Origin of the sequence: Parafrankia colletiae, from assembly GCF_001854655.1 — a bacterium.
Classification (GTDB): domain Bacteria; phylum Actinomycetota; class Actinomycetes; order Frankiales; family Frankiaceae; genus Parafrankia; species Parafrankia colletiae.
Genome location: NZ_MBLM01000157.1, coordinates 19,632 through 44,714, shown reverse-complemented (window position 1 = coordinate 44,714; position 25,083 = coordinate 19,632). Strand labels below are relative to the sequence as shown.

Genomic DNA, 25,083 nt, shown 5'->3' with positions numbered 1-25,083 from the left:
TGCGGGCGTTGTCCCGGGCTTGGCTCGGGCGGGTTGATTCGCGCGTCCCGTTTACATCTGGTGACGTCATCGTCGCGCAGGTGGTGTCCCAGGTGGGAGAGCGTCGCCCGGTCGGGCCACATCGGGACCRCATCGGCGGCGCCGTCCCGCGTGGTACGCCTGTCGCATGCTTGTTGCCTTCAGCGTCACTCCCATCGGGGCCGGCGAGGGTGTCGCGGCCGCGGTCGCCGAGGCCGTCCGGATCGTGCGCGACTCGGGGCTCCCCAACGAGACCAACGCGATGTTCACCCTGGTCGAGGGCGAGTGGGCCGAGGTCATGGACGTCGTGCGGCGGGCGGCTGAGGCGGCCGCGGCCGGCGGCGGGCGGGTCAGCCTGGTGCTCAAGGCCGACATTCGGCCCGGTGTCACCGACGCGCTGCACGACAAGGTGGCCAGCATCGAACGGCACCTTTCGGGCGACTKAGGCCGCTGCCCGGCCCGTCCCGTCGGCGTTCGGGCGCCGCTTCTGCCGGGTGGCCGGTCACCCGGCGGAGCGCCCGTGCGCTCGGCTGGGTGAGGGCCACGTGGGAAAAAGTCGACCGGTGGCGCCCGAGGTTCATCCGCCGGGTGTAACGATGGGACCATGCAGCGGAGGTCACCTGTCCCCCCCGGCTCGCCGCGCAGGGGCGGGCCGGGCCGAATGCCCGAGTCACTTGGCGGTCTGCGGCTGGCCGGCGCCGTGCCCCTCGATCCCAAGCCCGCCGCACCGCCGCCCCCGGCGGGGCGTCCCGGCACCCCCCCGGCGGGCGGGCCGGGCGGCTCCGGCGGCCAGCCGGGCGTCGCCACCGGTCCCGTCGTCATCGATGTGACGGAGGCGACGTTCACCACCGAGGTGGTGGACCGGTCCATGGAAGTGCCGGTCGTCCTCGACTTCTGGGCGGAGTGGTGCGGGCCGTGCAAGCAGCTCAGCCCGGTGCTGGAGCGCCTGGCGGTGGCCGACGGCGGCCAGTGGATCCTCGCCAAGATCGACGTGGACGCCAATCCCGGTCTCGCGCAGGCCGCGCAGGTACAGGGCATCCCGGCGGTCAAAGCCGTCGTCGGCGGCCGGATCGTCGGCGAGTTCACCGGCGCGGTGCCTGAGCGCGAGGTCCGCAGCTGGCTCGACCAGCTGCTCAGCGCGGTCGGCGACCTCGGCGGCGCCGCGGCGGGGGCGGAGCCGCCGCCGCACCTGGCCGCCGCCCAGGAGGCGATGGCCCAGGGCGACCTGGACTCGGCGGCCGAGGCCTTCCGGGCTCAGCTGGCCGAGTCGCCCGCCGATCCGGAGGCGACCATCGGGCTGGCCCGGGTCGAGCTGCTGCGCCGGGTCGGCGGTTACGACACGGCCTGGCTGCGCGAGCGGCTGGCCGCGGATCCGTACGACGTGGAGGCCGGTCTGGCGGTGGCCGACCTGACGGTTGCCCAGGGCGACCCGGCCACGGCCTTCGGCCGGCTGGTGGAGCTGATCCGCCGCACCTCCGGGGACGACCGGGAGAAGGTGCGCGCCCACCTGGTCGGGCTCTTCCAGGCGCTCGGTGACGACGAGCCCGCGGTCGCCCCGGCCCGGCGGGCGCTCGCCGCGGCCCTGTTCTGAGCCGCCGACCTTTCCCCGTGTGATCGGCGGTCGCGCGAAACGGCCCCGCCCCCGCCGCCCGCCAGTCGTCACGACTGGCGGGCGGGGGCAGCGGGGGCAGCGGGGGCAGCGGGGGCAGAGCCGGCCGCCAGGAGCGCTGATCTGACAGGCGTGGTCTGTCAGTCGTCGGGGCCGGTGGGAAGCGCCGACGGCTCCTCCGGCTCGTAGCGGAACCAGAGCGTGCCGAGCGGCGGCAGCGCCAGCGTCGCCGAGGCCGGCAGGCCGTGCGACGGTTCCGGTACCGCGGTCACCGCGCCGAAGTTGCCCATGCCGCCGCCGCCGTACTCGGCCGCGTCGGTGTTGAGCACCTCCCGCCAGCGGCCAGCGAACGGGAAGCCGAGCCGGTAGTCGACGTGGCCGACGCCGGCGAAGTTCGTCACGCAGGCCAGAACCTGGTTGCCGTGTTCCGACCAGCGGGCGAACGCGAAGACGTTGCTCTCCGCGTCGTTCGCGTCGATCCAGGAGAAGCCGCTGGGATCGGTGTCACGCTCCCACAGCGTCGGATTCGCCCGGTAGGTGTGGTTGAGGTCCTGGACGAGACGGGCGATCCCGGCGTGCCCCGGGTCGTCCAGCAGGTGCCAGTCGAGGGTGGTGCCCTCGTTCCACTCGTTGTCCTGGCCGAACTCGCAGCCCATGAACAGCAGCTGCTTGCCCGGGTGGGCCCACATGTAGCCGTACAGGCACCGCAGGTTGGCCAGTTGCGCCCACCGGTCGCCCGGCATCCTGCGCAGCAGCGAGCCCTTGCCGTGCACGACCTCGTCGTGGCTGAACGGCAGGATGAAGTTCTCGGAGTAGGCGTACATCATCGAGAACGTCATCTGGTGGTGGTGGTAGGTGCGGAAGACCGGCGCCCGGGACGTGTAGTCGAGGGTGTCGTGCATCCAGCCCATGTTCCACTTGAACCCGAAGCCGAGGCCACCGAGATGGGTCGGGCGGGTCACCCCCGGCCAGGCCGTGGACTCCTCGGCGATCATCATGGCGCTGGGCACCACCCGGTAGACGGTGGCGTTGACCTCCTGCAGGAACTCGACGGCCTCCAGGTTCTCCCGGCCACCGTGCCGGTTCGGCGTCCACTCGCCGGAGGGGCGGGAGTAGTCCAGATAGAGCATCGAGGCGACCGCGTCGACCCGCAGCGCGTCGACGTGGAACTCCTCCAGCCAGTACAGCGCGTTGGCGACCAGGAAGTTGCGCACCTCGCGCCGGCCGAAGTCGAACACGTAGGTGCCCCAGTCCGGCTGTTCGCCGCGGCGGGGGTCGGGGTGTTCGTAGAGCGGGGTGCCGTCGAAGCGGGCGAGTGCGAAGGTGTCCCGCGGGAAGTGGGCGGGCACCCAGTCGACGATCACGCCGATGCCCGCGAGATGCAGGGCGTCGATGAGGAAGCGTAGATCGTCCGGACTCCCGAAGCGGGACGTCGGGGCGTAGTAGGAGGTGACCTGGTAGCCCCAGGAGCCGCCGAACGGATGCTCGGCGACCGGGAGGAACTCGACGTGGGTGAAGCCGTTCTCCACGACGTACTCGACGAGCTGCTCGGCGAGTTCCCGGTAGCTCAGGCCGCGCCGCCACGAGCCGAGGTGGACCTCGTAGATGCTGACCGGCGAGGCGTGCCAGGCGGTGCTCGCCCGGCGCTGCAGCCAGGCCGCGTCCTGCCAGGTGTGGTCCGACTCGTGCACCACGCTGGCAGTGGCCGGCGGGCGTTCGGTGGCGAAGGCCATCGGGTCGGCCTTCTGCCGCCAGACGCTGTCGGCGCCGAGGATCTCGTACTTGTAGCGGGTGCCCACGCCGACCCCGGGCACGAACAGCTCCCAGACGCCGGACGTCCCCAGCACCCGCATCGGCAGCGCGCGGCCGTCCCAGAAGTCGAAGTCGCCGATCACGCGCACACCCCGGGCGTTCGGCGCCCAGACGGCGAAGCTGACCCCGGACACCTCGACGTCGCTCCCGGGCGCGCGCAGACGGCGTACCTGCGCGCCGAGGACCGTCCAGAGCTGCTCGTGCCGGCCCTCACCGATCAGGTGCAGGTCGACCTCGCCGAGGGTCGGCGCGTGGCGGTACGGGTCGTCGACGAGGTGGGTGGAGTCCGGGTAGGTCACCTCGAACCGGTAGTCGGGGACGCCGGTGTCGGAGGTGCGGCCGGGCAGTGCGACGCCGAAGACCCCGCCGCTGTGCAGCCGGGCCATGGGGTGACGCTCGCCGTCCACGAGCACGTCGACGGACGTCGCGTCGGGGCGCAGCGCACGCAGCACCGTCCACGCTCCGCTGGGGTGCGGCCCGAGGATGCCGTGCGGGTTGTGGTGCGCGCCGCCGACAAGGCGGTCCAGTTCCTCCCGCGGCAGGTCGGCCGGGGGCGCGCCGGCCGGTGACGCCGCGGCGGCCGGCGCGCGCGTGCCGGCGGGGTCGGCCGGCCGTGCCGGGTCGGCGGAGTCGGCCGTGCCGGGCCGGTCCGCGACCGCGGTGTCGGCGAATCTCGTCAGGCGCACCGCGTCCGGGAGCCCGTTCACGGACCCGGCCCGCCCGATGTCGCGGGGATCGTCCACTACGGCCACCTGTCCCTCTCTCGTCGTCAGGGCATCGTCATCGATGACCCCTCCCGCCGGGCGCCGCGGGCGCTGCCGCGGTCACCACCGTGCCCGCCGTCGCGACACCCCGCCCGACGGGCTACTGCGCGCCCTCATCCGACGCCCGCACAGCCGGCTGGGCGCGTTGCTGTTCAGGATCGCCGGTGAGCCGCTCCACCGAGCGCAGCGGGATGCCGATCCAACCGGGCCGGTGGCGTGCCTCGTACAGCACCTCGTACACGGCTTTGTCCAGTTCGAAGGCGTTCAGCAGGGCACCCTCGTCGCGCGGGTCGGTGCCGGAGCGGGCGCCGTAGCCGCGGCAGAACGCGTCCCGGTTGTGGTCGGCCCACTCCAGCGCACGGTAGGCCAGCGCCGGCTCGTCCTGGCGCTCGAGCAGCATCGACTGGGCGGCGTAGTCGAACGACCGGAGCATGCCGGCGACGTCCCGCAGCGGGGACTCGAGCACGGTGCGCTCGGGCACCGGCCGGGCCGGCTCGCCCTCGAAGTCGAACAGCACCCACCCGGACTCGACCCGAAGTACCTGCCCGAGGTGCAGATCGCCGTGGATGCGCTGGAACGGCGCCGGATGCTCGATGCCGCGGACGGCGTCGTAGGCGGTCCGCAGCGCCGTCTCGAACGGTGCCAGCTCGGTCACGGCGGCCAGTGCGCCGTCGAGCCGCTGGTGCAGGTAGTCGGCGACCGCGCCGAGGGTGGCGGCGTCGGCCGGCCGGGTCGGCAGCGCGCCCGCCAGGTCGCGGTGGACCTGGGCGGTGGCGGCGCCGAGGCGCTCGGCCTCGGCGGCGAAGTCGCCTCCGACCTCGTCGGCGTGCAGATCACCCTCGGCGTACAGATCGCGCACGCTGGCCAGGGCCAACAGCCAGCCCTCGGCGCCGGTCCGCAGGTAGTCCTGCATGAACGCGAAGGTGGTGGGGACGCCGGAGAGCTGCCCGCTCAGCCAGGCGACCGGGCGCGCCACGTGACCGCTGCCGGCCCGGGCCAGCACCTGGGTGATCTCCAGGTCCGGGTTCATCCCGGGCCACAGCCGGCGGAACACCTTCAGGATGTAGGCCTCGCCGTAGACGACCGAGGTGTTCGACTGCTCCGCGCCGACCGGGCGGGCGGTCAGGTCCTCCAGGGTCTCCACCGCGGTCGCGGTCAGGCCCTCGCGGCTCGCGCCGCGCCGCAGGTAGGTCAGCAGGGCGGCGTTGCCGTCGGCGTCGCGCAGGCCGTCGTAGACGATGCCCGACGACGACTCGCCGATCAGGAAGCCCTCGTGGCCGAACGGGGAGTCGTCCCGGATCACCACCGGGACCTGGTAGTAGTCGCTGGGACCGCCGTCGTCGTAGCTGACCTTGATCACGAGCAGGCGCAGCACGGCCTTCGCATGCGCGTCCAGCGTGAGCCGGATGTCCTGTTCGACGCGCAGCTGCCCGCCGGCCCGGCCCTTGCCCGCGAACCATCGCTGCCGGGGCAGCCAGTCCGAGAGCAGGGCCGTGAGCTCGGAGTGGTCCGTCATGCTCGACCTCCCTGCGCGTCGCTGTCGCTGCCGCGTCGTCGTCGGCGCGGCCTTCCGGCCACCGCTCGGGCGGGACCGACATGCCGCGCGATCCGTGCGTGAGCGTGTGGGCCGGCAGACCTCATCGTGACGGCGGCCCACACGAAGATCAAGGCGCGGCCCGCCGGCCCGCCTAAGTCGTGAATTCCCCCGAACTCGTCAGCGCGAACCAGTAATGACCGTGTCCAGGCAGAGTCAGCAGATACGGCAGCTCGCCGACCGGCGGAAAATGGACCCGGCCGAGCAGCTCGACGGGCACCAGCCCGGTGAACCGCCGCAGATCGAGCTCGACGGGCTGCGCGAACCGGGAGAGGTTCGCAACGCACAGCACCCGGTCGTCCCCGAACTCGCGGACGAACGCGAACACCGACGGGTTCGATGCTCCGAGCTCCTCGTAGGTGCCCAGCCCGAACACGGGGTGCCGTTTGCGGACCTCGATCATCCGCTTCGTCCAGGACAGGAACGAGGTCGACATGCGCTGCTCGGCCTCGACGTTCAGCGCCTGGTAGCCGTACACCGGATCCATGATCACCGGCAGGTACAGCCGGGCCGGATCGGTGGTCGAGAACCCGGCGTTGCGGTCCGGGGACCACTGCATCGGGGTTCGCACACCGTCCCGGTCGCCGAGGTAGATGTTGTCGCCCATGCCGATCTCGTCGCCGTAGTACAGCACCGGGCTGCCGGGCAGGGAGAGGAGGAGCGCGGTGAACAGCTCCATCTGGTCGCGGCTGTTGTCCAGCAGCGGGGCGAGCCGGCGGCGGATCCCGATGTTCGCCTTCATACGCGGGTCCTTCGCGTACTCGGCGTACATGTAGTCCCGCTCCTCGTCGGTGACCATCTCCAGGGTCAGCTCGTCGTGGTTGCGCAGGAAGATGCCCCACTGGCAGTTCGGGGGTATCTCCGGGGTCTGCGCCAGGATCTCCGAGATCGGGTAGCGCGACTCCCGGCGCACCGCCATGAAGATGCGCGGCATCAGCGGGAAGTGGAACGCCATGTGGCACTCGTCGTCGTTGCCGAAGTACTGCACGACGTCCGACGGCCACTGGTTCGCCTCGGCGAGCATGACCCGGTCGGCGTACTTGGCGTCGATCTCCTTGCGGACCCGGCGCAGGTACTCGTGGGTCTCCGGCAGGTTCTCCCCGTTCGTGCCCTCACGCACGTACAGGTAGGGCACGGCGTCCAGCCGGAAGCCGTCGAGGCCGAGGTCGAGCCAGAAGCGCAGGACCTCCAGCATCGCCTCCTGGACGTCCGGGTTGTCATAGTTCAGGTCGGGTTGGTGGGAGAAGAAGCGGTGCCAGTAGTACTGGCCGCGCACCGGGTCCCAGGTCCAGTTCGACTTCTCCGTGTCGACGAAGATGATCCGGGCGTCCGGGTACTTCTCGTCGGTGTCGGACCAGACGTAGAAGTCCCCGTAGGGGCCGTCCGGGTCCGAGCGGGAGGCCTGGAACCAGGGGTGCTCGTCCGAGGTGTGGTTCATCACCAGGTCGGCGATGATCCGGATGCCGCGCTTGTGTGCCTCGTCGACGAGGTTCACGAAGTCACCCAGGTCGCCGAACTCCGGCAGGATCTGGAAGTAGTCGGCGATGTCGTAGCCGCCGTCGCGCAGCGGTGAGGAGTAGATCGGCAGCAGCCACAGGCAGTCGACGCCGAGCCATTCCAGGTAGTCCAGTTTGCTGACCAGCCCGCGCAGGTCGCCGGTGCCGTCGCCGTTGGAGTCGGCGAAGCCGCGCACCAGGACCTCGTAGAACACCGCCCGCTTGAACCACTGCGGGTCGTGTGGGGTCACCGGCGGGCCCGGGTCGGCCCCGTCGGTTCTCGCCGCGGCGGGAACCGACGGCAGGCGCAGGGCCTCTTCGGTGAAGGGCTCCGCGGCGCTCACGGCAAGCGTCGCACGGTCAGGACGTGCGCGGGCTCGCTCGGCTCCAGGCGGACGTAGTTGTCCCGGCCCCACTGGTAGGTGGCGCCCGTGATCTCGTCGTGCGCCTCGAAGGCGTCACCCCAGTCGAGCCCGAGGGAGGGCATGTCCAGTCGCACCGTGGTCTCCCGGGCCGTATGCGGGTCAAGGTTGACGACGACGATCACGAGGTCGTCACCGGGGCCGAGGTGGTCGGGGATGGACGTGGCGGCGGTGGCCCGGCCCGATGCGGCCGCCACTGCCGGGGTGAGGGTCGGATCCGCGGCGTCGGCCGCGGCCGACGCCGCGGCGGTGAGCCGCTTCGAGAACACCATGATCTCGGGCGCGTCCGACTGGTGGATCCGCAGGTTGTGGAGCCAGTGCAGGGCCGGGTGGGCACGCCGGATCTGGTTCAGCCGGGTGAGGTACGGCGCGAGCGAGCGGCCGGCCCGCTCGGCGCCGGCCCAGTCCCGCGGCCGGTACTGGTACTTCTCCGAGTCGAGGTACTCCTCGCTGCCGGCCCGCACCGGGTCGTTCTCGTACAGCTCGTACCCCGCGTACACCCCCCAGGTGGGGGAGAGCATGGCCGCGAGCACGGCGCGGATCCGGAACGCGGCGGGCCCGCCGCGCTGGAGGTACTCCGGCAGAATGTCCGGCGTGTTGACGAAGAAGTTCGGCCGCATGTAGTGGGCCGAGTCGACCAGCTCCCGCGCGTACTCCTCCAGCTCCGGGCGTTCGTTGCGCCAGGTGAAGTAGGTGTACGACTGGGTGAAGCCGACCCTGGCGAGGCTGTGCATCATCGCGGGTCGGGTGAACGCCTCCGCGAGGAACAGGACGTCCGGCTCGGTCGCCTTGACCTGGCCGATGAGCCACTCCCAGAACTCGACCGGCTTGGTGTGCGGATTGTCGACGCGGAAGATGCGCACGCCGCGGGCGGTCCAGAAGCGGACCACGCGCAGGATCTCGTGGTAAATCCCGATCGGATCCGCATCGAAGTTCAGGGGGTAAATATCCTGATACTTCTTTGGCGGATTCTCCGCGTAAGCGATGGAGCCGTCGCTGCGGACGACGAACCATTCCGGATGGTGCTTGGCCCAGGGATGGTCCGGAGCGCACTGCAGCGCCAGGTCGAGCGCCACCTCCATGCCGAGGGAACGGGCCCGCGCGACGAAGAGGTCGAAGTCGTCCAGTGTCCCCAGGTCGGGGTGCACGGCGTCATGGCCGCCGTGCACACTGCCGATGGCCCACGGCGAACCGGGGTCGTCGGGGCCGGTGACGAGTGTGTTGTTGGGGCCCTTGCGGTTCACCTCGCCGATCGGGTGGATCGGTGGCAGGTAGACCACGTCGAAGCCCATCGCCGCGACGGCGGGCAGCCGCTCGGCGGCAGTCAGGAACGTCCCCGAGCGCGGCGGGTCCAGGCTGGCCCCTTCCGAGCGGGGGAAGAGCTCGTACCAGCTGCCGTACAGCGCCCGCTTCCGGTCGACCCAGACGCGGTACAGCGGCGAGCGGGTGACCAGCTCACGCAGCGGGTGGGCGTCCAGCAGGACGGCCAGTTCCCGCGCGCAGGCCAGCGCGATGCGCTCGTGCGGGTCGGTGCGGCTGTCGTCGCGCAGGGCGGCCACCGCCCGGGCGACCTCGGCCCGCCGCGACTCCGGGACGCCGGGCAGCGCGCGGAGGAGCAGCCGGGCACCGTCCTCGAAGTCCACGGCGAGCTCGTCGACGGACTGGCCGGCACCGACCTTGAGCTCGATGCCGTGGCGCCAGGTGGCGACGGGGTCGGCCCAGGCCTCGACGCGATAGCCCCACAGGCCTTCACGGCCCATGACGAGATCGGTCTCGTAACGGTCCGTGCCCGCACCAGTCATGATCATCCGTGTGAACGGAGCACCCTGACCGTCGGGCCCGGAAAAGACGACATTTGCTCCGATCAGGTCATGACCTTCACGGAAGACCGTTGCGCTGACGGTGAGGGTTTCGCCCTCTACCGCCCGCGACGGCCACTGGCCACAGGAGACGACCGGGCGCACGTCGGAGATGACAACCCGGCCTACTGAACGTCCGATCATCATGGGGACCTTATCCAGACGAACCACGACTCAATGGTCGACCCTGCACATGGCGTTCGATGACACCGCCACGTGAACTGCATGCAACCACCGGATGGGTCTGCGTTGTTTCCACGGTGTGTCTGGCCGTGCTGTCCGGATGGTTACGGTCCTGACCGATGTTCCCGGCTTGCCGGGGTCGTTAACCCTCCGCCGTCGATATTGCTTGTGTTGATCTTGTTGGGTGACTGGTGGGTGTCTGGCGCGGGCCGCGCCGAGGTCGTCGCGATCCGCCCTGGCACCCATTTCTGRCGGTGTGCCCATCGGGCTGGCGGTGTCACTCCGCAGCCGGGTGATGTGTCGGCGACGTGACAGACCTTCTGGACATCGATGGACCTTCGGTGGTGGCACGCTCATCGATCAGGGAACTTCGTCGAGCTGCCGTTCGTCTCGCTGGGCACGGAACTGTCGCACAGGAACTGCTGAACACCCACACTCATCGGCTGGCGCACCGGAGCGCAACCGCACCGGGCCGGGCGATGCACCGCACGGGGAGGCGTGGCCGGGGCTGTGGCAAGGGGACAGTACGGCCGCCGGGGCCGCCGCCCTCGCGCGTGTTCGCCTCGCCCGGGGCCACCCGCTCGGCTTCGCCGTGCCCCGGCCGGTGCGCGGCCGCGGGCGCGGCGGGCCGGCCATGTGACGTCCGTGGGCACTCCGCGTGCCGGCGTGGGTGGGCGGCGGACACTCCGAGCCCGCGTGGGGCCTTCGGCGTGAAGTGTGACGCAGTAGGCTGCCGCCGCCCGTTCGCCCGGGTGGCGCGGCCTGTGCACGACCGGTCCGGTCTGGCTGTGGGGGCGGCCGGGCGGCGACCGGGTGTCGTGGGGAGCCTGACGCACGTGTCCGGCGAGCCTGGCGTGCGGCGCGCCTGACAGGCGGCGGGCCGACACGGGCCCGGTCCGCCGATGATCCGAACCCCGAACCCGACCTGAACATCGACCCTGAACATCGAAACATCGAAACTGGAGGAGCAGTGGGAGTCAGCCTCAGCAAGGGCGGCAACGTTTCGCTGACCAAGGAGGCGCCCGGTCTCACCAACATCGTCGTCGGTCTCGGCTGGGACGTGCGGACGACCACCGGCGACGACTTCGACCTGGACGCCAGCGCCATCGCGTGTCGGGCCGACGGCAAGGTCGTCTCGGACGGGCACTTCATCTTCTTCAACAACCTGAAGAGCCCGGAGGGCGCCATCGAGCACCAGGGCGACAACCTGACCGGTGAGGGCGAGGGTGACGACGAGAAGCTCAACGTCAGTCTCGTCGGCCTGCCGGCCGAGATCGACAAGATCGTCTTCCCGGTCTCGATCTACGACGCGGACAACCGCTCGCAGAGCTTCGGCCAGGTGCGCAACGCCTTCATCCGGGTGGTGAACGCGGCCAACCAGTCCGAGATCGCGCGCTACGACCTGACCGAGGACGCCTCGACCGAGACCGCCATGGTCTTCGGTGAGGTCTACCGGCACGGCGCGGAGTGGAAGTTCCGCGCGGTCGGCCAGGGCTACGCCTCCGGGCTCGCGGGCATCGCCCGTGACTACGGAGTCAACGTCTGACCGGTCCGCCGGTCGCGGTGGCGGTCCCGGGCGCGGCCGGTCGCGGTCCGTGCGGGCCCGCCCCGCTCTCCGCGGATCCGCGGAGCTGCGCGGGTCCGTCCGGCTCGTGCCATCGTGCGGGCCGTGCTGTCGAGTGGACGGTGCTGTCGTGCCGTCCAGCCGGGGTACGCCGGTGCCCACCAGGGTGTGATCTCGCCATAGCCGTGGCGGACGGAGCAGGCCAGAGCCGATGTCCGTCAGATTTCGGTCGTGTCCCCGGGGCCGCGTCTTAATACGATGCGCTCGACCACACGGCCGGCACAGCCCGGTGAACTGGACCCAGTGTCCGGCGACAGCGCGGTGATCTGTAAGTGGTGGGGCCGGTACGGACCGCGGTCCCCGTCGCGAATGCCTGTCGGAACATCGCGAGCCGGTCCGGGAGGTGTTCCCCAGCAGTGCACGCACTTCGGATTTTCGGCTGGTCCATCGCGATCACAGTGATCGGGATCGCCGCGGCAGGCGTCATCGGCGGCGCCGACGCCGCGGCGATCGTCGCGATTCTGGCGGTCCTGGAGATCAGCCTGTCGTTCGACAACGCTGTGATCAACGCGACGATTCTCGGCCGGATGAGCGAGTTCTGGCAGCGGATCTTTCTGAGCGTCGGCATCATCATCGCCGTCTTCGGCATGCGGCTGGTGTTCCCCATCGCCATCGTGGCGCTGACCGCGCACCTGAACCCGGTGGAGGTCTTCGACCTCGCACTGAACGACGAGGCCGAGTACGCGGCCCGGCTGCACGAGGCGCACCCCTCGATCGCCGCGTTCGGCGGGATCTTCCTTTTCATGATCTTCCTGGACTTCATGTTCGACCCGGAACGTGACATCCAGTGGCTGAAGCGGCTGGAGGAGCCCTTCCGCAAGGCCGGGCAGCTCGACGTGCTGCCCGTCGTGACCGGGCTGGTCGCGCTGCTCGTCGTCGCCGAGGCGTTCTCCGGCGATCACACCCAGCAGGTGCTGACGGCCGGCGTCGCCGGTCTTGCCACCTACCTGGGCGTACGCGGGCTGGGTGAGTTCTTCGAGGCCCGCGGGGTCGGAGTCGAGGCCGACGATGACGACGAGGGCGCGGCGGACGCCGGCAGCGCCGTGGCCGGCGAGAGCACGGCGGGCGGGGCGCCGCAGCGCCGGACCGGTACGCCCGAGGTCGTGCTCGCCACCGGTCGTGCCGCGTTCTTCCTGTTCCTCTACCTCGAGGTGATCGACGCCTCGTTCTCGTTCGACGGCGTTGTCGGTGCCTTCGCGATTTCACAGAACATCTTCATCATCGCGGTCGGCCTCGGTATCGGTGCGATGTACATCCGATCGGTCACGGTGTACCTGGTCCGGCGTGGAACGCTGGGCGAGTACATCTATCTCGAGCACGGAGCGCACTACGCGATCGGCGCGCTGGCCGTCATCCTGGCCGTCTCCATCGAGACCGAGGTGCACGAGATCGTCACCGGTCTGATCGGTGTCGGATTCATCGGGTTGGCGTTGCTGTCGTCGATCCGGTACCGCGCGATGCAGCGCAAGGCGGCAGGCGGTGGCACGAGTGCCGTCGACAGCGGGGACGGGGACGGGGACGGCCCTGGCGTATCCGCCGCGGCCGGTGACGGCGAGGAGAACGCGCCCGTCATCGGAACCCGGACCTGACGGACGAATCCGGACTGTTCGGTGCTTCCGCGCATGCCCCGCCGGCCCGTTCTCCCGGGTCCTGATTCCGTGGGGCCACCGTTCGAGATAATCAACGTCTGCCGTCGCTGACTGTCATCAGCTGTCGCCACACCCGCCAAACCGCAAAGGAGCGGATCATGGGAATCGACTACAACAAACGACCCGCGGCGCCGGCGGCCGGGCCTCCGGTTTCGCTGAGCAAGGTGACCCTGACCAAGTCCGCGCCGAGCGTGTCGCTGAGCAAGCAGGGCGGCGGCGGACGCCTGCACGTCAACCTCAACTGGGACCAGAACAGCGCGGGTTCCGGCGGGGGCAAGGGCGGCTTCCTCAAGCGCGTGCTGAGCGCGGCGGGCGGCGGCATCGACCTTGACCTCGCCTGCCTGTTCGAGCTGGCGGACGGCCGCTCCGGTGTCGTCCAGGCGCTGGGGAACGCGTTCGGCTCGTTCGACAACCCGCCCTACGTCCAGCTCGACGCCGACGACCGCACCGGCGCGACGGCGGGCGGCGAGAACCTGCACGTCAACCTGTCCCGCGTCGCGGAGATCCGTCGGCTGCTGGTTTTCGCCTTCATCTACGAGGGCGTCGCGTCGTTCGACCAGGCGAACGCCGTGGTGACCCTGACCCCGGCCCAGGGCGCGCCGATCGAGGTGCGCCTCGACGAGCGCGCCGGTGGTTCGCGGATGTGCGCGATCGCCCTGCTCACGAACACCGGCAACGACTTCACCGTCAGCCGCGAGGTTCGGTACGTGGGCGGCCACCGGGAGCTGGACACCGCCTACGGGTGGGGACTGAACTGGTCCGCTGGCCGGAAGTGACCGGAAGGTCAGGACCGGGCCGGAGTTGAGCGGATCGCCCGAAGAGGGCAGGCTGTGCTCTGGACCGGGCGCACAGGCAACGACAGAACGGATCTGTGCCGGCTCGGGCCGCTCCCGTGACCCGGGCCGGGCCGACCCACCGGGATGATCCATCCAGTGCCGTCGCCTGCAGGGGAAGGGCGTTACTCCATGTTCCAGCCACGCCGTTCCTCTCGCGCGGGCCGTTCGGGCGCGGTTCCCGACCCGGCCGAGCAGGGCGCGGAGCAGGACGAGGCCAACTACCGCTGGTTCGCGCCAGACCCGGTGCCCGAGGTGGACGAGCCGCCGGGCACCGGGCCGGACGGACCTGGCCGCGGTGACGCGGAGCAGCCTGGCCGCGGTCCCGCCTGGTACGACACGGAGGACGGGACGGATCCGGGCCCCGGCGGCCATCCGCGTCCCCGGGGCTACGTCGTCGCGGTGCCGGTCACGCGCCGCCCGCGCGACCACGGATCTCGCGGCGGCGGTGACGGCCGCGCCGGTGACAGCCGCGGCGGTGACGGCCGCGGCGGTGACAGCCGCGCCGGCGCAGGCGGCCGGGAGTCGCTGTTCGCGCCCGAGAGCTACGAACGTGCGGGGTACGGCCCGCCGGACCGCGGTGCCGGCGACCCGGAGGCCGACTTCCGCGCCGCGTACCCGGACGCGCCCTACGGGGCGCCGGTCGAGGAGTACCCCGCCGCCGGGTACCCGCCAGCCGAGGCGCGCGGTGGCGGCTACCAGGATTCCGGCTACCGGCTGCCGGCCGGGCCTGACGGCGGGTACGAGACGGCCGGCCAGTTCGACCGGCCCGAGATGCCCGAGATGCCCGGCGCCCGCGACCGCCGTGGGGACCCGCGGGCCGATCGCCTCGCCGAGGACCGCTCCGCGCCCGGCGGGTACGTCGAGGCCGACCGCTACGGCGAGGCGGACGGTTATGCCGGGGGCGGCGGTTACGACGGCACCCGCGCCTACGGCGGCACCGACGGCGGATCCGGCAACGGTGACTACGGGACGGAGGCCGCCGGCTACGGTGAGGCCGGTGGCTACGTCGCCGCCGACGGCTATGCGGGCGCTGAGGGTTATCGGGGTGCTGAGGGTTATCCGGGTGCCGACGGCTACGCCGGCAAGGGCGACTACGCCGGCAAGGGCGACTACCGCTCGGGCGAGTACGCCCGCTCCAGGGAGTACACCGGCTCCGGCGACGGCAGCCGCCCGGGCGACGCCGGAGGCTACGAAGGCGCAGGCGGCTACGCCGGCGACCGCGCCGGGCGGGGTGACTACCGCGCGCCGGCCGGCTACGACCCGGCCGACAGCTACCAGGACGGCAACGGCTACCAGACTGCCAACGGATACGACCGCGCGCCCGGGTACGACCGTTCCGGCGGGGCCGACCGCGCCGACGGCTACGAGAGCCGCGGCTATGACGACGGCGCTGCCCGCTTCGACCGCGCCGAGAGCCGGCACCGGGCCGACCTGCCCGAGGAATTCCGCGCGGCGGACCAGGCCGAGGAATTCCGCGCGGCGGACCAGGCCGAGGACTTCCGCGCGGCGGACCAGTACGACGCCACCGCGGTCAACGCCGACGCCGAGTACCCGGACAGCGGCTACCCGGCCGACCCGGGGTTCGCGGGCGGCCCGGCGTACGGCCGGGCGGAGTACGGCGGCGCCGACTACCCGGATCCGGACGCTGATCCGGCCCCCTACCTGGACGCGTCGCGCGCCGATGTCGAGGTACCGGGGCCGCCGGCAGCCCCGGCAGCCCCGGCCGCCCCGGCCAGGCCGGCTTCCGCAGACGGTGTGGCCAACGCTCCGAGCCTCCCCCCGCTGCCCGTCCAGAAGATCGACTTCTTCCGGCGTGACAGCCCGCCGACCTTCGACGCCGGTCCGCCGCCCACGGTGCAGGCGCCTCTCGAGGAGGAGCATGCCAGCGGCCACACCGCCCGTGCGGACGAGTTCGATCTGCTCGACTACGAGATCCTCGGGGGCGGCCCTTCGGGTCGGCGCCGCGTCGACCCGGTCGTTGACTCCCGCAGCGACGCCGACGGCGCTGCAGGTGACGCCCGGGACGCCCCTGGGAGAGCCGAGGAACACGCCGTGGCCGGTCCACCGGCGCCGGGGCCGGTGGGCGACCTGACCGGGCCGGGCCTGCCGGGCGCGGTCGATCTCCCGGACGACACCCTCGATTCCGGCGCCTTCGATGTGGGGACGTCTGATGCCCGGACGTCTGATGCCCGGACGTCCGGGGCCGCGTTCGGCGGGATCGAGATGCCGGACACGGCGGACATCGTCCCGGCGCTGCCGGGAGTGCGCGGTCCGGACGGCTCCGCGGCCGCGACGCACGCCGCGGACGCCAGCGCGGACCGGGCCGACGGTGCCGCCGAGGACAGTGCTGCTGCCGTTGCCGCCGCCGCCGCGGCCGACCGGCTAGTGCTGGAGCGGCTCGCCGAGAGTGTGGACGAACTCGTCCGCCTGCGGCGGCATGACGCCGAGCTCGTCGACCGCCTGCACGCGGAGAACAGCCGCCTGCGCGGGGGCGAACTGACCGAGGCGATGGCACCGCTGCTGCGCGGGCTTGTCCGGCTCTACGACCAGATGAGCAGTCTCGGGGGCGAGGACCCGCAGAGCGTTGCAGGCATCCTGCGCAAGCAACTGCTCCAGATCCTCGACCTGGCGGCGGACGTCCGTCCGTTCACCCCGGAGGTCGGGGAGTCCTTCGACCCGGGCCGGTTCCTCGGGGTCCGGCGCGTCGCCACGGACGATCCGGCGCTGGCGGGGACGGTCGCCCGGACGGTCCGGCCCGGCTTCGTTCGGGGCGAGTCGACCGTCATCCGCCCGGCGGAGACCGAGGTGTACCGGGCGCGCTGACCCGCCCGATGACCACCGGATGGCCGTCCGGGGGACGGCCGGCTACAGCGGCCTGCGGCGACCCCGTCATCATCATGAGGCAGATGCCGGCGGGAGCACCGCCGGCGGCGAGGCCGGCGACGAGTTCCCGCCGGCGGTGTGGGGGCGTCGCCGGCTGCGGGCCGTCGGTGGCAGCAGTCGTCAGCGGAAGGGAAGATCAGACGGTGGCAGGCACCAAGGTGTTCGGCATTGACCTGGGCACCACCTACTCGTGTATCGCCCAGGTCGACGAGTACGGCCGCCCGGACGTGATCCGCAACATCGAGTCACAGCCCACGACACCCTCTGTGGTCCTGTTCGACAGCGCCAGTGAGAGCGCCGCGGCCGCGTCCGCGGGCGAAGCCGGCGCCGGGGGCGGGAGCGCCGCGGGGGCCGACGGCGGCGGGTCGGGCTCCTTCGTGGTCGGGACGCAGGCCAAGCGCCAGGCCCGGATCCGCCCGGACGACGTCGCGCGGCTGGTGAAGCGGCACATGGGCGCCTCGGACTGGCGGTTCGTGGCCCACGACGTCGAGTACAGCGCCGCCTCGGTCTCGAGCCTGGTCCTCAAGGCCCTCGCCGCGGACGCCCAGCGGGCGACCGGCACGCCGGTGACCGACGTGGTGATCACCGTCCCGGCGTACTTCGGTGACGAGGAGCGCAAGGCGACCAAGCTCGCCGGCGAGCTCGCCGGCCTCAACGTCGTCGACATCATCAACGAGCCGACGGCCGCYGCGTTCGCCTACGGGTTCGCGCAGGACGGCCAGTCCACCGCCACCGTGCTGGTGTACGACCTCGGCGGTGGCACGTTTGACACGACGGTGATCAGGCTCGACGGGAACGACATCACCGTGGTGGCCACCGACGGCGACCACGAGCTCGGCGGCGCCGACTGGGACAACGAGATCGTCCGCTACCTGGCGCAGAAGTTCGTCCAGGAGCAGCCGGACGCCGGTGACCCGCTGGACGATGTCTACGACGAGCAGGAGCTGCTCACCGGCGCCGAGGACGCCAAGCTCGCGCTGTCGGGGCGGGAGAGCGTCGACGTCCTGGTGGTGCACGGCGGGAAGCGGTGCAGCGTCACGCTGACCCGCGCGACCCTGGAGGAGATCACCGCGCCGCTGCTGCAGCGCACGGTGGACCTCACCGCCTCGGTCCTGCAGCGGGCGAAGGAGAAGGGCGTCGACACCATCGACCTCTGTCTCCTCGTCGGCGGGATGAGCAAGCTGCCGGCGGTCGCCCGCCGGCTCGGTGAGACGTTCGGCCTGAACTGCCGGCTCGCCGACCCGGACCTCGCCGTCGCCAAGGGTGCGGCTGTCTACGGCCAGAAGAAGGCGCTGGAGCGCGAGGTCCGCGCGGAGCTCGTGTCGAGCGGGCGGCTGCGCCCGGACCAGCCGCTCGACGCCGCCGCCGCCGGCGACCTGGAGGCGGCCGCGGCCGCGAGCGCGTCCGCCGCCGGGCTGACGACCTCCTCCGTGGTCGACCTGGTGCGCACCCGGGTGACGGACGTCACGTCCCGCGGGTTCGGGATCTTCGCGGAGGACCGTGGGTCGGCCGTCGCCGCCTTCCTCGCCCACCAGAACGACGCCCTGCCGATCCAGGTGAAGCGGACGTTCTACACGATCTCCGACGACCAGGCCGAGGTCGACATCCGCGTCTTCGAGCAGGGCACCGGCGTCGAGTCGAACCGCATCGATGACAACAAGGTGATCGTGGCCGGAGCGATCAGCGGCATCCCGGCCGGGCACCCCCGCGGCACCCCGGTCGAGGTCAGCTTCGAGATGGGCCGGGACCAGACCATCCAGGTGACGGCGACCCATGTGGGCGCGTCCGAACCGCTGGTGCTGCGGGTCAAGGCGGGTGTCGGCAGCGAGAGCATGAAGACCGAGGAGTCGGCCAAGGTCAACCTGCTCAAACAGCGGGACTGACCGCCTCCGGGAGCCCGGGCGGGTCGGGATGACCACCACGGTGGCCGCGGGCCCGGACGGGATCCGTACCCTCGTCGGAGGAGCGGAGTGCCCGGCAGTCGGGCGGGGGCGGAACGAGGGTGGAGCGGTGAGCGCGGCATTCGACGGCAGCGGCTACCGGCGACGGGTCCTGGCTCCGCTGCGCGCCCGGACGCCGGTGGACACCACCGACCCGTTCCTGATCGCGGACCTCGACCCGGCCCGGGAGGACACCGACTCGGACGTCGCCGCGCGGCTGGCCCGGGTGATGGCCTTCCTGCAGCGTGAGCGCAACTCGGCGAAGTACGCGGCGCTGGCGACGGAGCTCGTCCGCCGCCGGGCCGAGTGGGAGGCGCCGCTGCTCGACGGCGACACCCGGGCGCACCTGCGCCAGCTGGTGCTCGACGCCCGCCGTAGCGGGGACGCGGAGCGACTCGCCAAGGTCGACGGCTATCTTGTCACGCTGCGTGATCGTTTTGGTGGCATTCCGGCGTCCCGCGTGGCGGGCCTGCGCCGGCTCGCCGCCGCGGCGGGCGTCACCGGCGCCGAGTTCGACGCCCGTCTCGCCCGCGAGCACGTCATCGCCGACGGGGAGGGATCCGGCGTCGCCGCGCTGGCGCCGGAGGTCCGCAGCCAGATCCGGCAGCGCCTCGAGGACCTGCGCGTGCTGCGCGGCGGCGACCAGGTCGGCACCGCCTCGCTGTGGGACTTCCTGGGCCTGCCGCCCGACGCCCCGCTGGACCGGATCCGGGCCGCCTGGGAGGCGGTGGCCGCGGGCAACGCCCGGCGACCGCACGACCGGGAGAAGACGCTGACGGCCGACCTGCTGGCGATGGTGCGCTCCCGGCTCGTCGAGGGCGACCCCGCGGCGTACACCGCCGGCCTGCTGGCGGACGTCGCGGACGAGCTGCGCCCGGTTGTCGAGGAGCACGTGGTGCTCGACGGTGAGCTGACCGCGGTCGCCTACGAGGGTGCGGTCCGGGCGGCCCTGGCCGCCGGCCGCGGGCTCGGCGCCGAGCAGGTGAAGACGGTCATCCTCGGCATCGCCCGCGATCTCGGCGCCGCGGTGAGCACCGGGGGTGCCGTCGACTACGTGCTGTGCTCGGGCTGCGGACGTCCCGAGCCGGTCGGCGGGTCGGCCACCTGCCGCTACTGCGACACGGGGCTCTACACCACCTGCCCCGCGTGCTCCGCGCTCACCGAGGCGGCCGCAGTGACCTGCCGGCGGTGCGGCCACAGCCTGCGCCAGGTCCGGGCCGCCGGTGACGCGCTGACCGCGGTCCGCCAGGCCCTCGAGGGCGGGCGGCCCCGGGAGGCCCGCGAGGGCCTGGCCCGTGCCCGCGCGGCGCTCGCGGCGGCCGGTCCGGCCGGGGGCAACACCGCCCGGGAGTCCGCGGAGGAGCTGGAATCACTGGTCCGCGCCGCCCTCGGCGCCGCCGAGGCGGGCTGGCGCGCCCTTCTCGAGGACCGCACCACCCTGCGGCCGGACGCCGCCATCGAACGCGCCCGCTGGCTTGTCGCCCGGGCCGCGGACGTGCCCGGACCGGACGGCCGCACTCCCGCGGACGTCCTCGGCGAGCTGACCGCGGAGCAGGCGGTGATCCGGCGCCGGGTCGAGGCCGCTCGCGGGCTGCCCCCGCACCAGCGGGAAGCCGCACTCGTCGCGGTGCTCGCCACCGCCGTCGACAGCCAGGACGCGCTGCGCGCGCTCGCCGCGGTGCCGCTCGCACCACCCGACGACCTCACCGCCGCGGTGGTCGACAACGCGGTCGTCCTGCGGTGGCGGCCGTCCCCGTCCGCCGGGCCGGTCACCTACCGGGTGGAACGGATCACCGAACAGCCGGGCTCCGCCCGGGCCGACCGGCGGGCGCTCGGCACGACCGGCGCCACCGAGCTCGCCGACGCCGGGGCGCCGGCCTGGGCGACGGTTCGGCACGAGGTGACGGCGCTGTCCGGCGACCGGCGGTCCCGACCGGTGACCACCCGGCCGGTCATCGCCGTCCGCGACATCGCGGACCTGCGCGCCGAGGCGACGCCGACCGGCGTGCGGCTCACCTGGCGGCCCGGCGGGCCCTCCGACACGGTCACCATCGAGCGGACCGTCGACCCGGACTCCGCGGTGACCGCTCCGCCCCGGCGTGCCCGTGTCACCGGCGGCAGCTTTCTCGACCCGGACGTGCTGCCCGGGGTGGGCTACCAGTACCGGGCGTTCGTCGAGTACACAGACATCGACGGCAACGCCGCCCGGACGGCGGGAGCGCAGGCCGAGTACGGCGTGCCCTCCCGGCGCCGGCCGGTCACCGATCTGATGACCGGCTCGGAGGGCGATCAGGTCGCGTTGCGCTGGAACGCCCGGGCCGGGGCGGAGGTGCGGGTCTACGCGGTCCCCGTTCCGGTGGCCGGCCCGGTCACGTTCGCCGGCGCCGGCATCGGTGTGTCCGGTGGCGCCGGCGCATCCGGCCGAACCGCCGCGACGGGGGCGGGTCTGCCTGGCGCGGGCGGTCTCGGCTTCGCCGGTCCCGGTGTGACCGCCCCCGGCCCGGGCGGCGACCCCGGCCTTCCCGGAGATCCGACATCCGGGCCGCTCGCCCTGCTGGGACAGGAGGGGACGGAGGTGCCACTCGCCGCGCTGGTACCGCCGCTGCGGCTGGTCGGCGCCAGCCGCTACGGCCAGCTGCGGGACGCGGCCGTCCCAGGCAGCTCGGGCCTGCGGGAACTGATCTACATCCCGGTGACGGTCACCGGTGATCTCGGTGTGGTCGGGCGATCGGTGCGTCACCGGATGCCGGCCCCCGTTCCGCCCCCGGCGCCGCGGGCAGCCGATCACTCCGGGCGAGACGTCCCGACCCCCCTCGGCCGTTCTCCGCTTCCATCCCTCTCGCCGGGCACGCAGCCGGTGGTGATCGACGTGATGCCGATGCCTTCCGCCGTCCAGCTGGTGGAGACGCCGGTGCCCCTGGCGCCCGCGGTGCCCGTGGCACCCGCCGCGTCCGTGGCACCGGCGTCTGCGGTGCCTGCGGCGCACGCGGCGATGGCGGGGCCGTCCGATGATCTCGCCGTGGCCGCACCCACGACCGGCGCATTCTGGCTGCCGACCGGTCCGCCGATCTCCGGCCTGCCGGTGGCTGGCCGGGCAGTCGTCGGGCCGGTCGTCGAGCAGGCAGTCGTCGGGCAGGCAGTCGTCGGGCAGGCGGCTGGCGGGCATGCACCCGCCGGCCCGCCGCCCGCCTCACCGCCGGTTGCCGGTCCACCGCCGGCCGGGCAGCTGGCGGCCGGGCAGATGATGGCGAACGCGGGTCCGCCCACCGTCGGGATGCCGGTGCCCGGCCCGCTGACGGCCGGAGTCCCGATTCCGGACCCGCTCGCCGCGGGGCTGCCGGTTCCCGGGGCGGCGACGCCGAACGGCGCCACGGAGCACACCGGGCCGTACGGTGCGCTCTGGCACGGCGTTCCACCCATGCACGCAATGGCACCCGTGACTCCGATGAATCCGACGGTGCCGGGGAGGCCGGATGCCGGGCCGGCAGCGCCGGGCACCGCTCCGAACGGCCGGGGCGGCGTCGGCCACGCCGACGGGCCGGAGCCGGCGCTGATGATGGCCGCCGGTTCCGGCGCGCATCAGACGCCCCCGCCGGCCGCGATGCCGGCACCGGACCCGGCCGAGCTGAGCTCGGTGTCGTACACGGTGTCGAAGGCGGGCTGGCGGCGCCGGACGCTGCGGGTCCAGGTACGGTCCACCGGGCCGACCCCACGGCTCGTGCTGGTGGCCCGGCCCGGCGAGGAACCGCCCTCGACGCCGGCCGAGGGCCAGCCGCTCACCGAGCTGCAGCCTGCCGGGTACGCCGGGTCCTGGACCATGGAGGTCACCCTTGAGGGCGCGCAGCTGCCGTGGGGGGTGCGCCTTCTTCCGGTGGTGACGCCAGACGGGCCCGCCCTGTGGGTGGATCACCCCGAGGACAGCCAGCTCGTCATTCGCTGAGGGCCCGTCCGAATCGCGCGGAGGCCTCCGCCTCCTGGCCGATGTCGCTTCGCGGAGAACCGCGAAGAAATTCGCCGTAGCGAAGCCGATGTGGCCTGGATCGCCTGGACAGTGCGGTTCGTTGTGTATCCGTTACTTAAGTGCGCAGTGTGTGGGTGCTAGTTGATCGCCGACTTTCCCGTTACCACTCCGCATATTTCCCGGTAGTACCGCCCCCGTTCGGGTTGGTCCCTTACGATGAGTCCGTTCAGTCGTGTGCAGTTTGGCCGGATTCTTCTGAGGTCCGGCCGGCGAACCGGAGAATCCGTCGGACGCCGTCGGCTCTGGCACCGCAGCGGCGCGCTGGGTCACACCACGGTGGTGGCGACCCGGAGGGGACGAGCCGCGGGGAGGCACCACGAGTCCTCCCGCGTGTGTCGGTCGTGTGTCCGCGGATGATCCGCGCCACAACCGAAAGGCGGCCCGCGAGCATGGCCTCGACACTCGGCGGCCGACCGACCCCTCGGGTCGACCGCCCACCCCGCGCTGGTCTCCGCCGGCGCTTCGCTGTCTGTCCTCCCTCCCGCACGTCCGGCCAGCGCACGTCCGGCCAGTTCGGGCGCAGGCGTGGCCGCCGGGTCGGTCGCGGGCCCCGGCTGGGCCTCGCCGCCGCGTTCGCCATCCTGCTGTCGCTGGAGCTGGTGTCTCCCGCGGGTGCCATGGCGGCCGGTGCGACGCCGACCCCGTCCCGTTCACCGGCCGGCGGCGCTGGTCCGGGTGACCCGCAGAGCCCTGCCGGCCCGGGGGGAGCCGGTCAGCAGGTTCCCGTCGCCGGCCTGACGTCCGGCCCCGCCGCGACCGGGCGGGCGACCCTGACGGTCGTGTTGTTCGACGGCGACATCGTGCTTGTCGGCGGCCGTGGTTTCAGCGCCGGCGGCGATGTGACCGTGACCGCGGCCACCACCGATCTCGGTGGTTCGGCAACGGCCCGCGCCGGCGCGGACGGTCGGTTCATCCTCGGTTTCCAGGTGCCCGCCGGGTTCGCCGGCCGGGTGACGGTCACCGCGCGGCAGGGCTCGCTGGAAGCCAGCGGATCGCTCGACGTCGTCGCCACCGAGGCTGCGGCCCCGGAAGCCGCTCTCACGGAGGGCGCCCCGGAGAGCGCGGCACCGGAGGACCGGGACCGGGTTGTCTCCGCTCCGACCTCCTCGGCGCCGTCCACCTCCGCGCCGGCGGCCACCGGCGCTCCGGCACCTGCGCCGAGCCCAGCCACGCAGCCGGCCCCCGCCGGTTCCGGCGGCGGTACCGGTGGGGTGCACTCGGGCCTGCCGTGGATGTCGGGCGTCTACCCCTCGCACGTCCTGTCGCAGGTCCTGTCGTTCGGCAACTGGCGCGGCCGGCCGAACGACGTCGCGCACGTGTTCACCGTGCGGACCAAGGGCTGGTCGGCGATGGTCGAGCCGCGCTGGCCGCTGGACCTGTACAAGGGCTTCCAGGGCAAGCTGGTGATCAGTCAGCCGACCTACCCGAAGGGCCAGGGCAACAACGCGGCCTGCGCCCGCGGCGAGTACGACGAGCACTGGAAGAAGTTCGGCACCTTCCTGAAGAACAACGGCCGCGCCGACTCGATCGTGCGTATCGGCTGGGAGTTCAACGGGACGTTCATGTACTGGCATTCGGACGCGGCCGGGACGCAGTTCCGGGACTGTTTCCGCAAGATCTCCACGGCCATCCGGTCGACCGATCCGGAAGTGAAGATCGACTGGACGTTCAACGCGCACGCCTCGCCGGTGCCGAAGGGCGGATCGCCGTGGGCGGCCTACCCCGGGGACGAGTACGTGGACTACGTGGGTATTGACTCGTACGACTGGTACCCGGCGTCCCGCAACGAGRCCGAGTGGAACCGTCAGTGCGACAACCCGAACGGCCTGTGCTACCTCCTGGACTTCGCCCGCCAGCACGRCAAGAAGGTCGGCGTGGGTGAGTGGGGTGTGGCTTCCTGCAGCCGAGGCGGCGGGGGTGACAACCCCTTCTACATCCAGAAGATGTACGACACGTTCATGGAGTACAAGGACGTGATGGCGTACGAGGCGTACTTCCACGACGCCGCGCCCGGGAACGTCTGCTCGACCATTCAGAACGGCGGCCAGAACCCGAAGGCCTCCACCACCTACAGGCGGCTGTTCGGAAAGGCCTGACACCGCTTCGCAGCGTAACCGACCAGTTCCTGACACGGGCCGGCGTCCCCAGCGACAGGGGCGCCGGCCCGTTTGCCTGTCGACAACTGTTGTGCACCCAGGTGTCGTGCGGTGTTTCGTCCCGGATCCCCGAAGAGGCGGGGTACCGTCTGCGGCGGGCCCTCTGTCCCGCGCTGACCGCCCTGCGACCCGCGCGGCTCTGCGGGTTGGGTGAGGGAGACGGCCTGGCCGTTCCCGATTCCGTGGATCGTCGTGCACCGCCCCGCCGCCGGAACGT

At 72.4% G+C, this 25,083-nt stretch carries 13 protein-coding genes; 9 read left to right on the top strand and 4 right to left on the bottom strand.

Annotated features, from left to right (window positions below):
- Positions 1–166: 166 nt before the first annotated feature.
- The gene (locus CC117_RS29010) at positions 167–556 is read left to right on the top strand and encodes a thiamine-binding protein (RefSeq protein ID WP_084132977.1); all 390 of its coding nucleotides are present in this window, start codon (positions 167–169) and stop codon (positions 554–556) included.
- Between the two features lie 123 nt (positions 557–679).
- Positions 680–1,609 (top strand): tetratricopeptide repeat protein, encoded by a 930-nt coding sequence (locus CC117_RS29005; protein WP_071089996.1) that lies wholly within the window; start codon positions 680–682, stop codon positions 1,607–1,609.
- A 158-nt stretch (positions 1,610–1,767) separates the two neighbouring features.
- Here CC117_RS29005 and glgB read toward each other — a convergent pair whose 3' ends face one another.
- From glgB to CC117_RS28985, 4 genes are all read right to left on the bottom strand, one after another.
- Positions 1,768–4,182, bottom strand: a complete 2,415-nt coding sequence (gene glgB, locus CC117_RS29000) for a 1,4-alpha-glucan branching protein GlgB (RefSeq protein ID WP_071089993.1) — start codon at positions 4,180–4,182, stop codon at positions 1,768–1,770.
- Between the two features lie 121 nt (positions 4,183–4,303).
- A complete protein-coding gene (locus CC117_RS28995; RefSeq protein WP_071089990.1) occupies positions 4,304–5,719 on the bottom strand; it encodes a maltokinase N-terminal cap-like domain-containing protein in 1,416 nt (471 codons plus the stop codon).
- 172 nt (positions 5,720–5,891) lie between these two features.
- Entirely contained in the window at positions 5,892–7,637 is a 1,746-nt protein-coding gene (treS, locus tag CC117_RS28990; protein ID WP_071089987.1) for a maltose alpha-D-glucosyltransferase, read from the bottom strand.
- Positions 7,634–9,721, bottom strand: coding sequence for an alpha-1,4-glucan--maltose-1-phosphate maltosyltransferase (locus tag CC117_RS28985; RefSeq protein ID WP_071089984.1), 2,088 nt, complete (start codon positions 9,719–9,721; stop codon positions 7,634–7,636). Before CC117_RS28985 ends, treS begins: the two co-directional genes overlap by 4 nt.
- Positions 9,722–10,727: 1,006 nt before the next feature.
- On the opposite strand from CC117_RS28985, the gene CC117_RS28980 reads away from it, so the two are divergent.
- From CC117_RS28980 to CC117_RS28950, 7 genes are all read left to right on the top strand, one after another.
- Complete coding sequence (locus CC117_RS28980) at positions 10,728–11,303, top strand: TerD family protein (protein WP_071089981.1); 576 nt, start codon at positions 10,728–10,730, stop codon at positions 11,301–11,303.
- A gap of 434 nt (positions 11,304–11,737) precedes the next feature.
- Complete coding sequence (locus CC117_RS28975) at positions 11,738–12,970, top strand: DUF475 domain-containing protein (RefSeq protein ID WP_071089978.1); 1,233 nt, start codon at positions 11,738–11,740, stop codon at positions 12,968–12,970.
- A 158-nt stretch (positions 12,971–13,128) separates the two neighbouring features.
- Positions 13,129–13,806, top strand: coding sequence for a TerD family protein (locus tag CC117_RS28970; protein ID WP_071089975.1), 678 nt, complete (start codon positions 13,129–13,131; stop codon positions 13,804–13,806).
- Positions 13,807–13,995: 189 nt separating this feature from the next.
- On the top strand, positions 13,996–16,689 hold the full coding sequence (locus tag CC117_RS39470) for a hypothetical protein (protein WP_241830525.1): 2,694 nt from the start codon (positions 13,996–13,998) through the stop codon (positions 16,687–16,689).
- Positions 16,690–16,892: 203 nt separating this feature from the next.
- Complete coding sequence (locus tag CC117_RS28960; RefSeq protein ID WP_071089972.1) at positions 16,893–18,632, top strand: Hsp70 family protein; 1,740 nt, start codon at positions 16,893–16,895, stop codon at positions 18,630–18,632.
- A gap of 127 nt (positions 18,633–18,759) precedes the next feature.
- Positions 18,760–22,629 (top strand): zinc ribbon domain-containing protein, encoded by a 3,870-nt coding sequence (locus CC117_RS28955; protein ID WP_071090021.1) that lies wholly within the window; start codon positions 18,760–18,762, stop codon positions 22,627–22,629.
- 470 nt (positions 22,630–23,099) lie between these two features.
- Complete coding sequence (locus CC117_RS28950) at positions 23,100–24,806, top strand: glycosyl hydrolase (protein ID WP_071089969.1); 1,707 nt, start codon at positions 23,100–23,102, stop codon at positions 24,804–24,806.
- Positions 24,807–25,083: the final 277 nt, after the last annotated feature.

Coding starts and splice junctions, on each gene's coding strand:
- CC117_RS29005 (WP_071089996.1), top strand. CDS start 680: ATGCCCGAGTCACTTGGCGGTCTGCGGCTGGCCGGCGCCGTGCCCCTC.
- CC117_RS28995 (WP_071089990.1), bottom strand. CDS start 5,719: ATGACGGACCACTCCGAGCTCACGGCCCTGCTCTCGGACTGGCTGCCC.
- CC117_RS28985 (WP_071089984.1), bottom strand. CDS start 9,721: ATGATGATCGGACGTTCAGTAGGCCGGGTTGTCATCTCCGACGTGCGC.
- CC117_RS28970 (WP_071089975.1), top strand. CDS start 13,129: ATGGGAATCGACTACAACAAACGACCCGCGGCGCCGGCGGCCGGGCCT.
- CC117_RS39470 (WP_241830525.1), top strand. CDS start 13,996: ATGTTCCAGCCACGCCGTTCCTCTCGCGCGGGCCGTTCGGGCGCGGTT.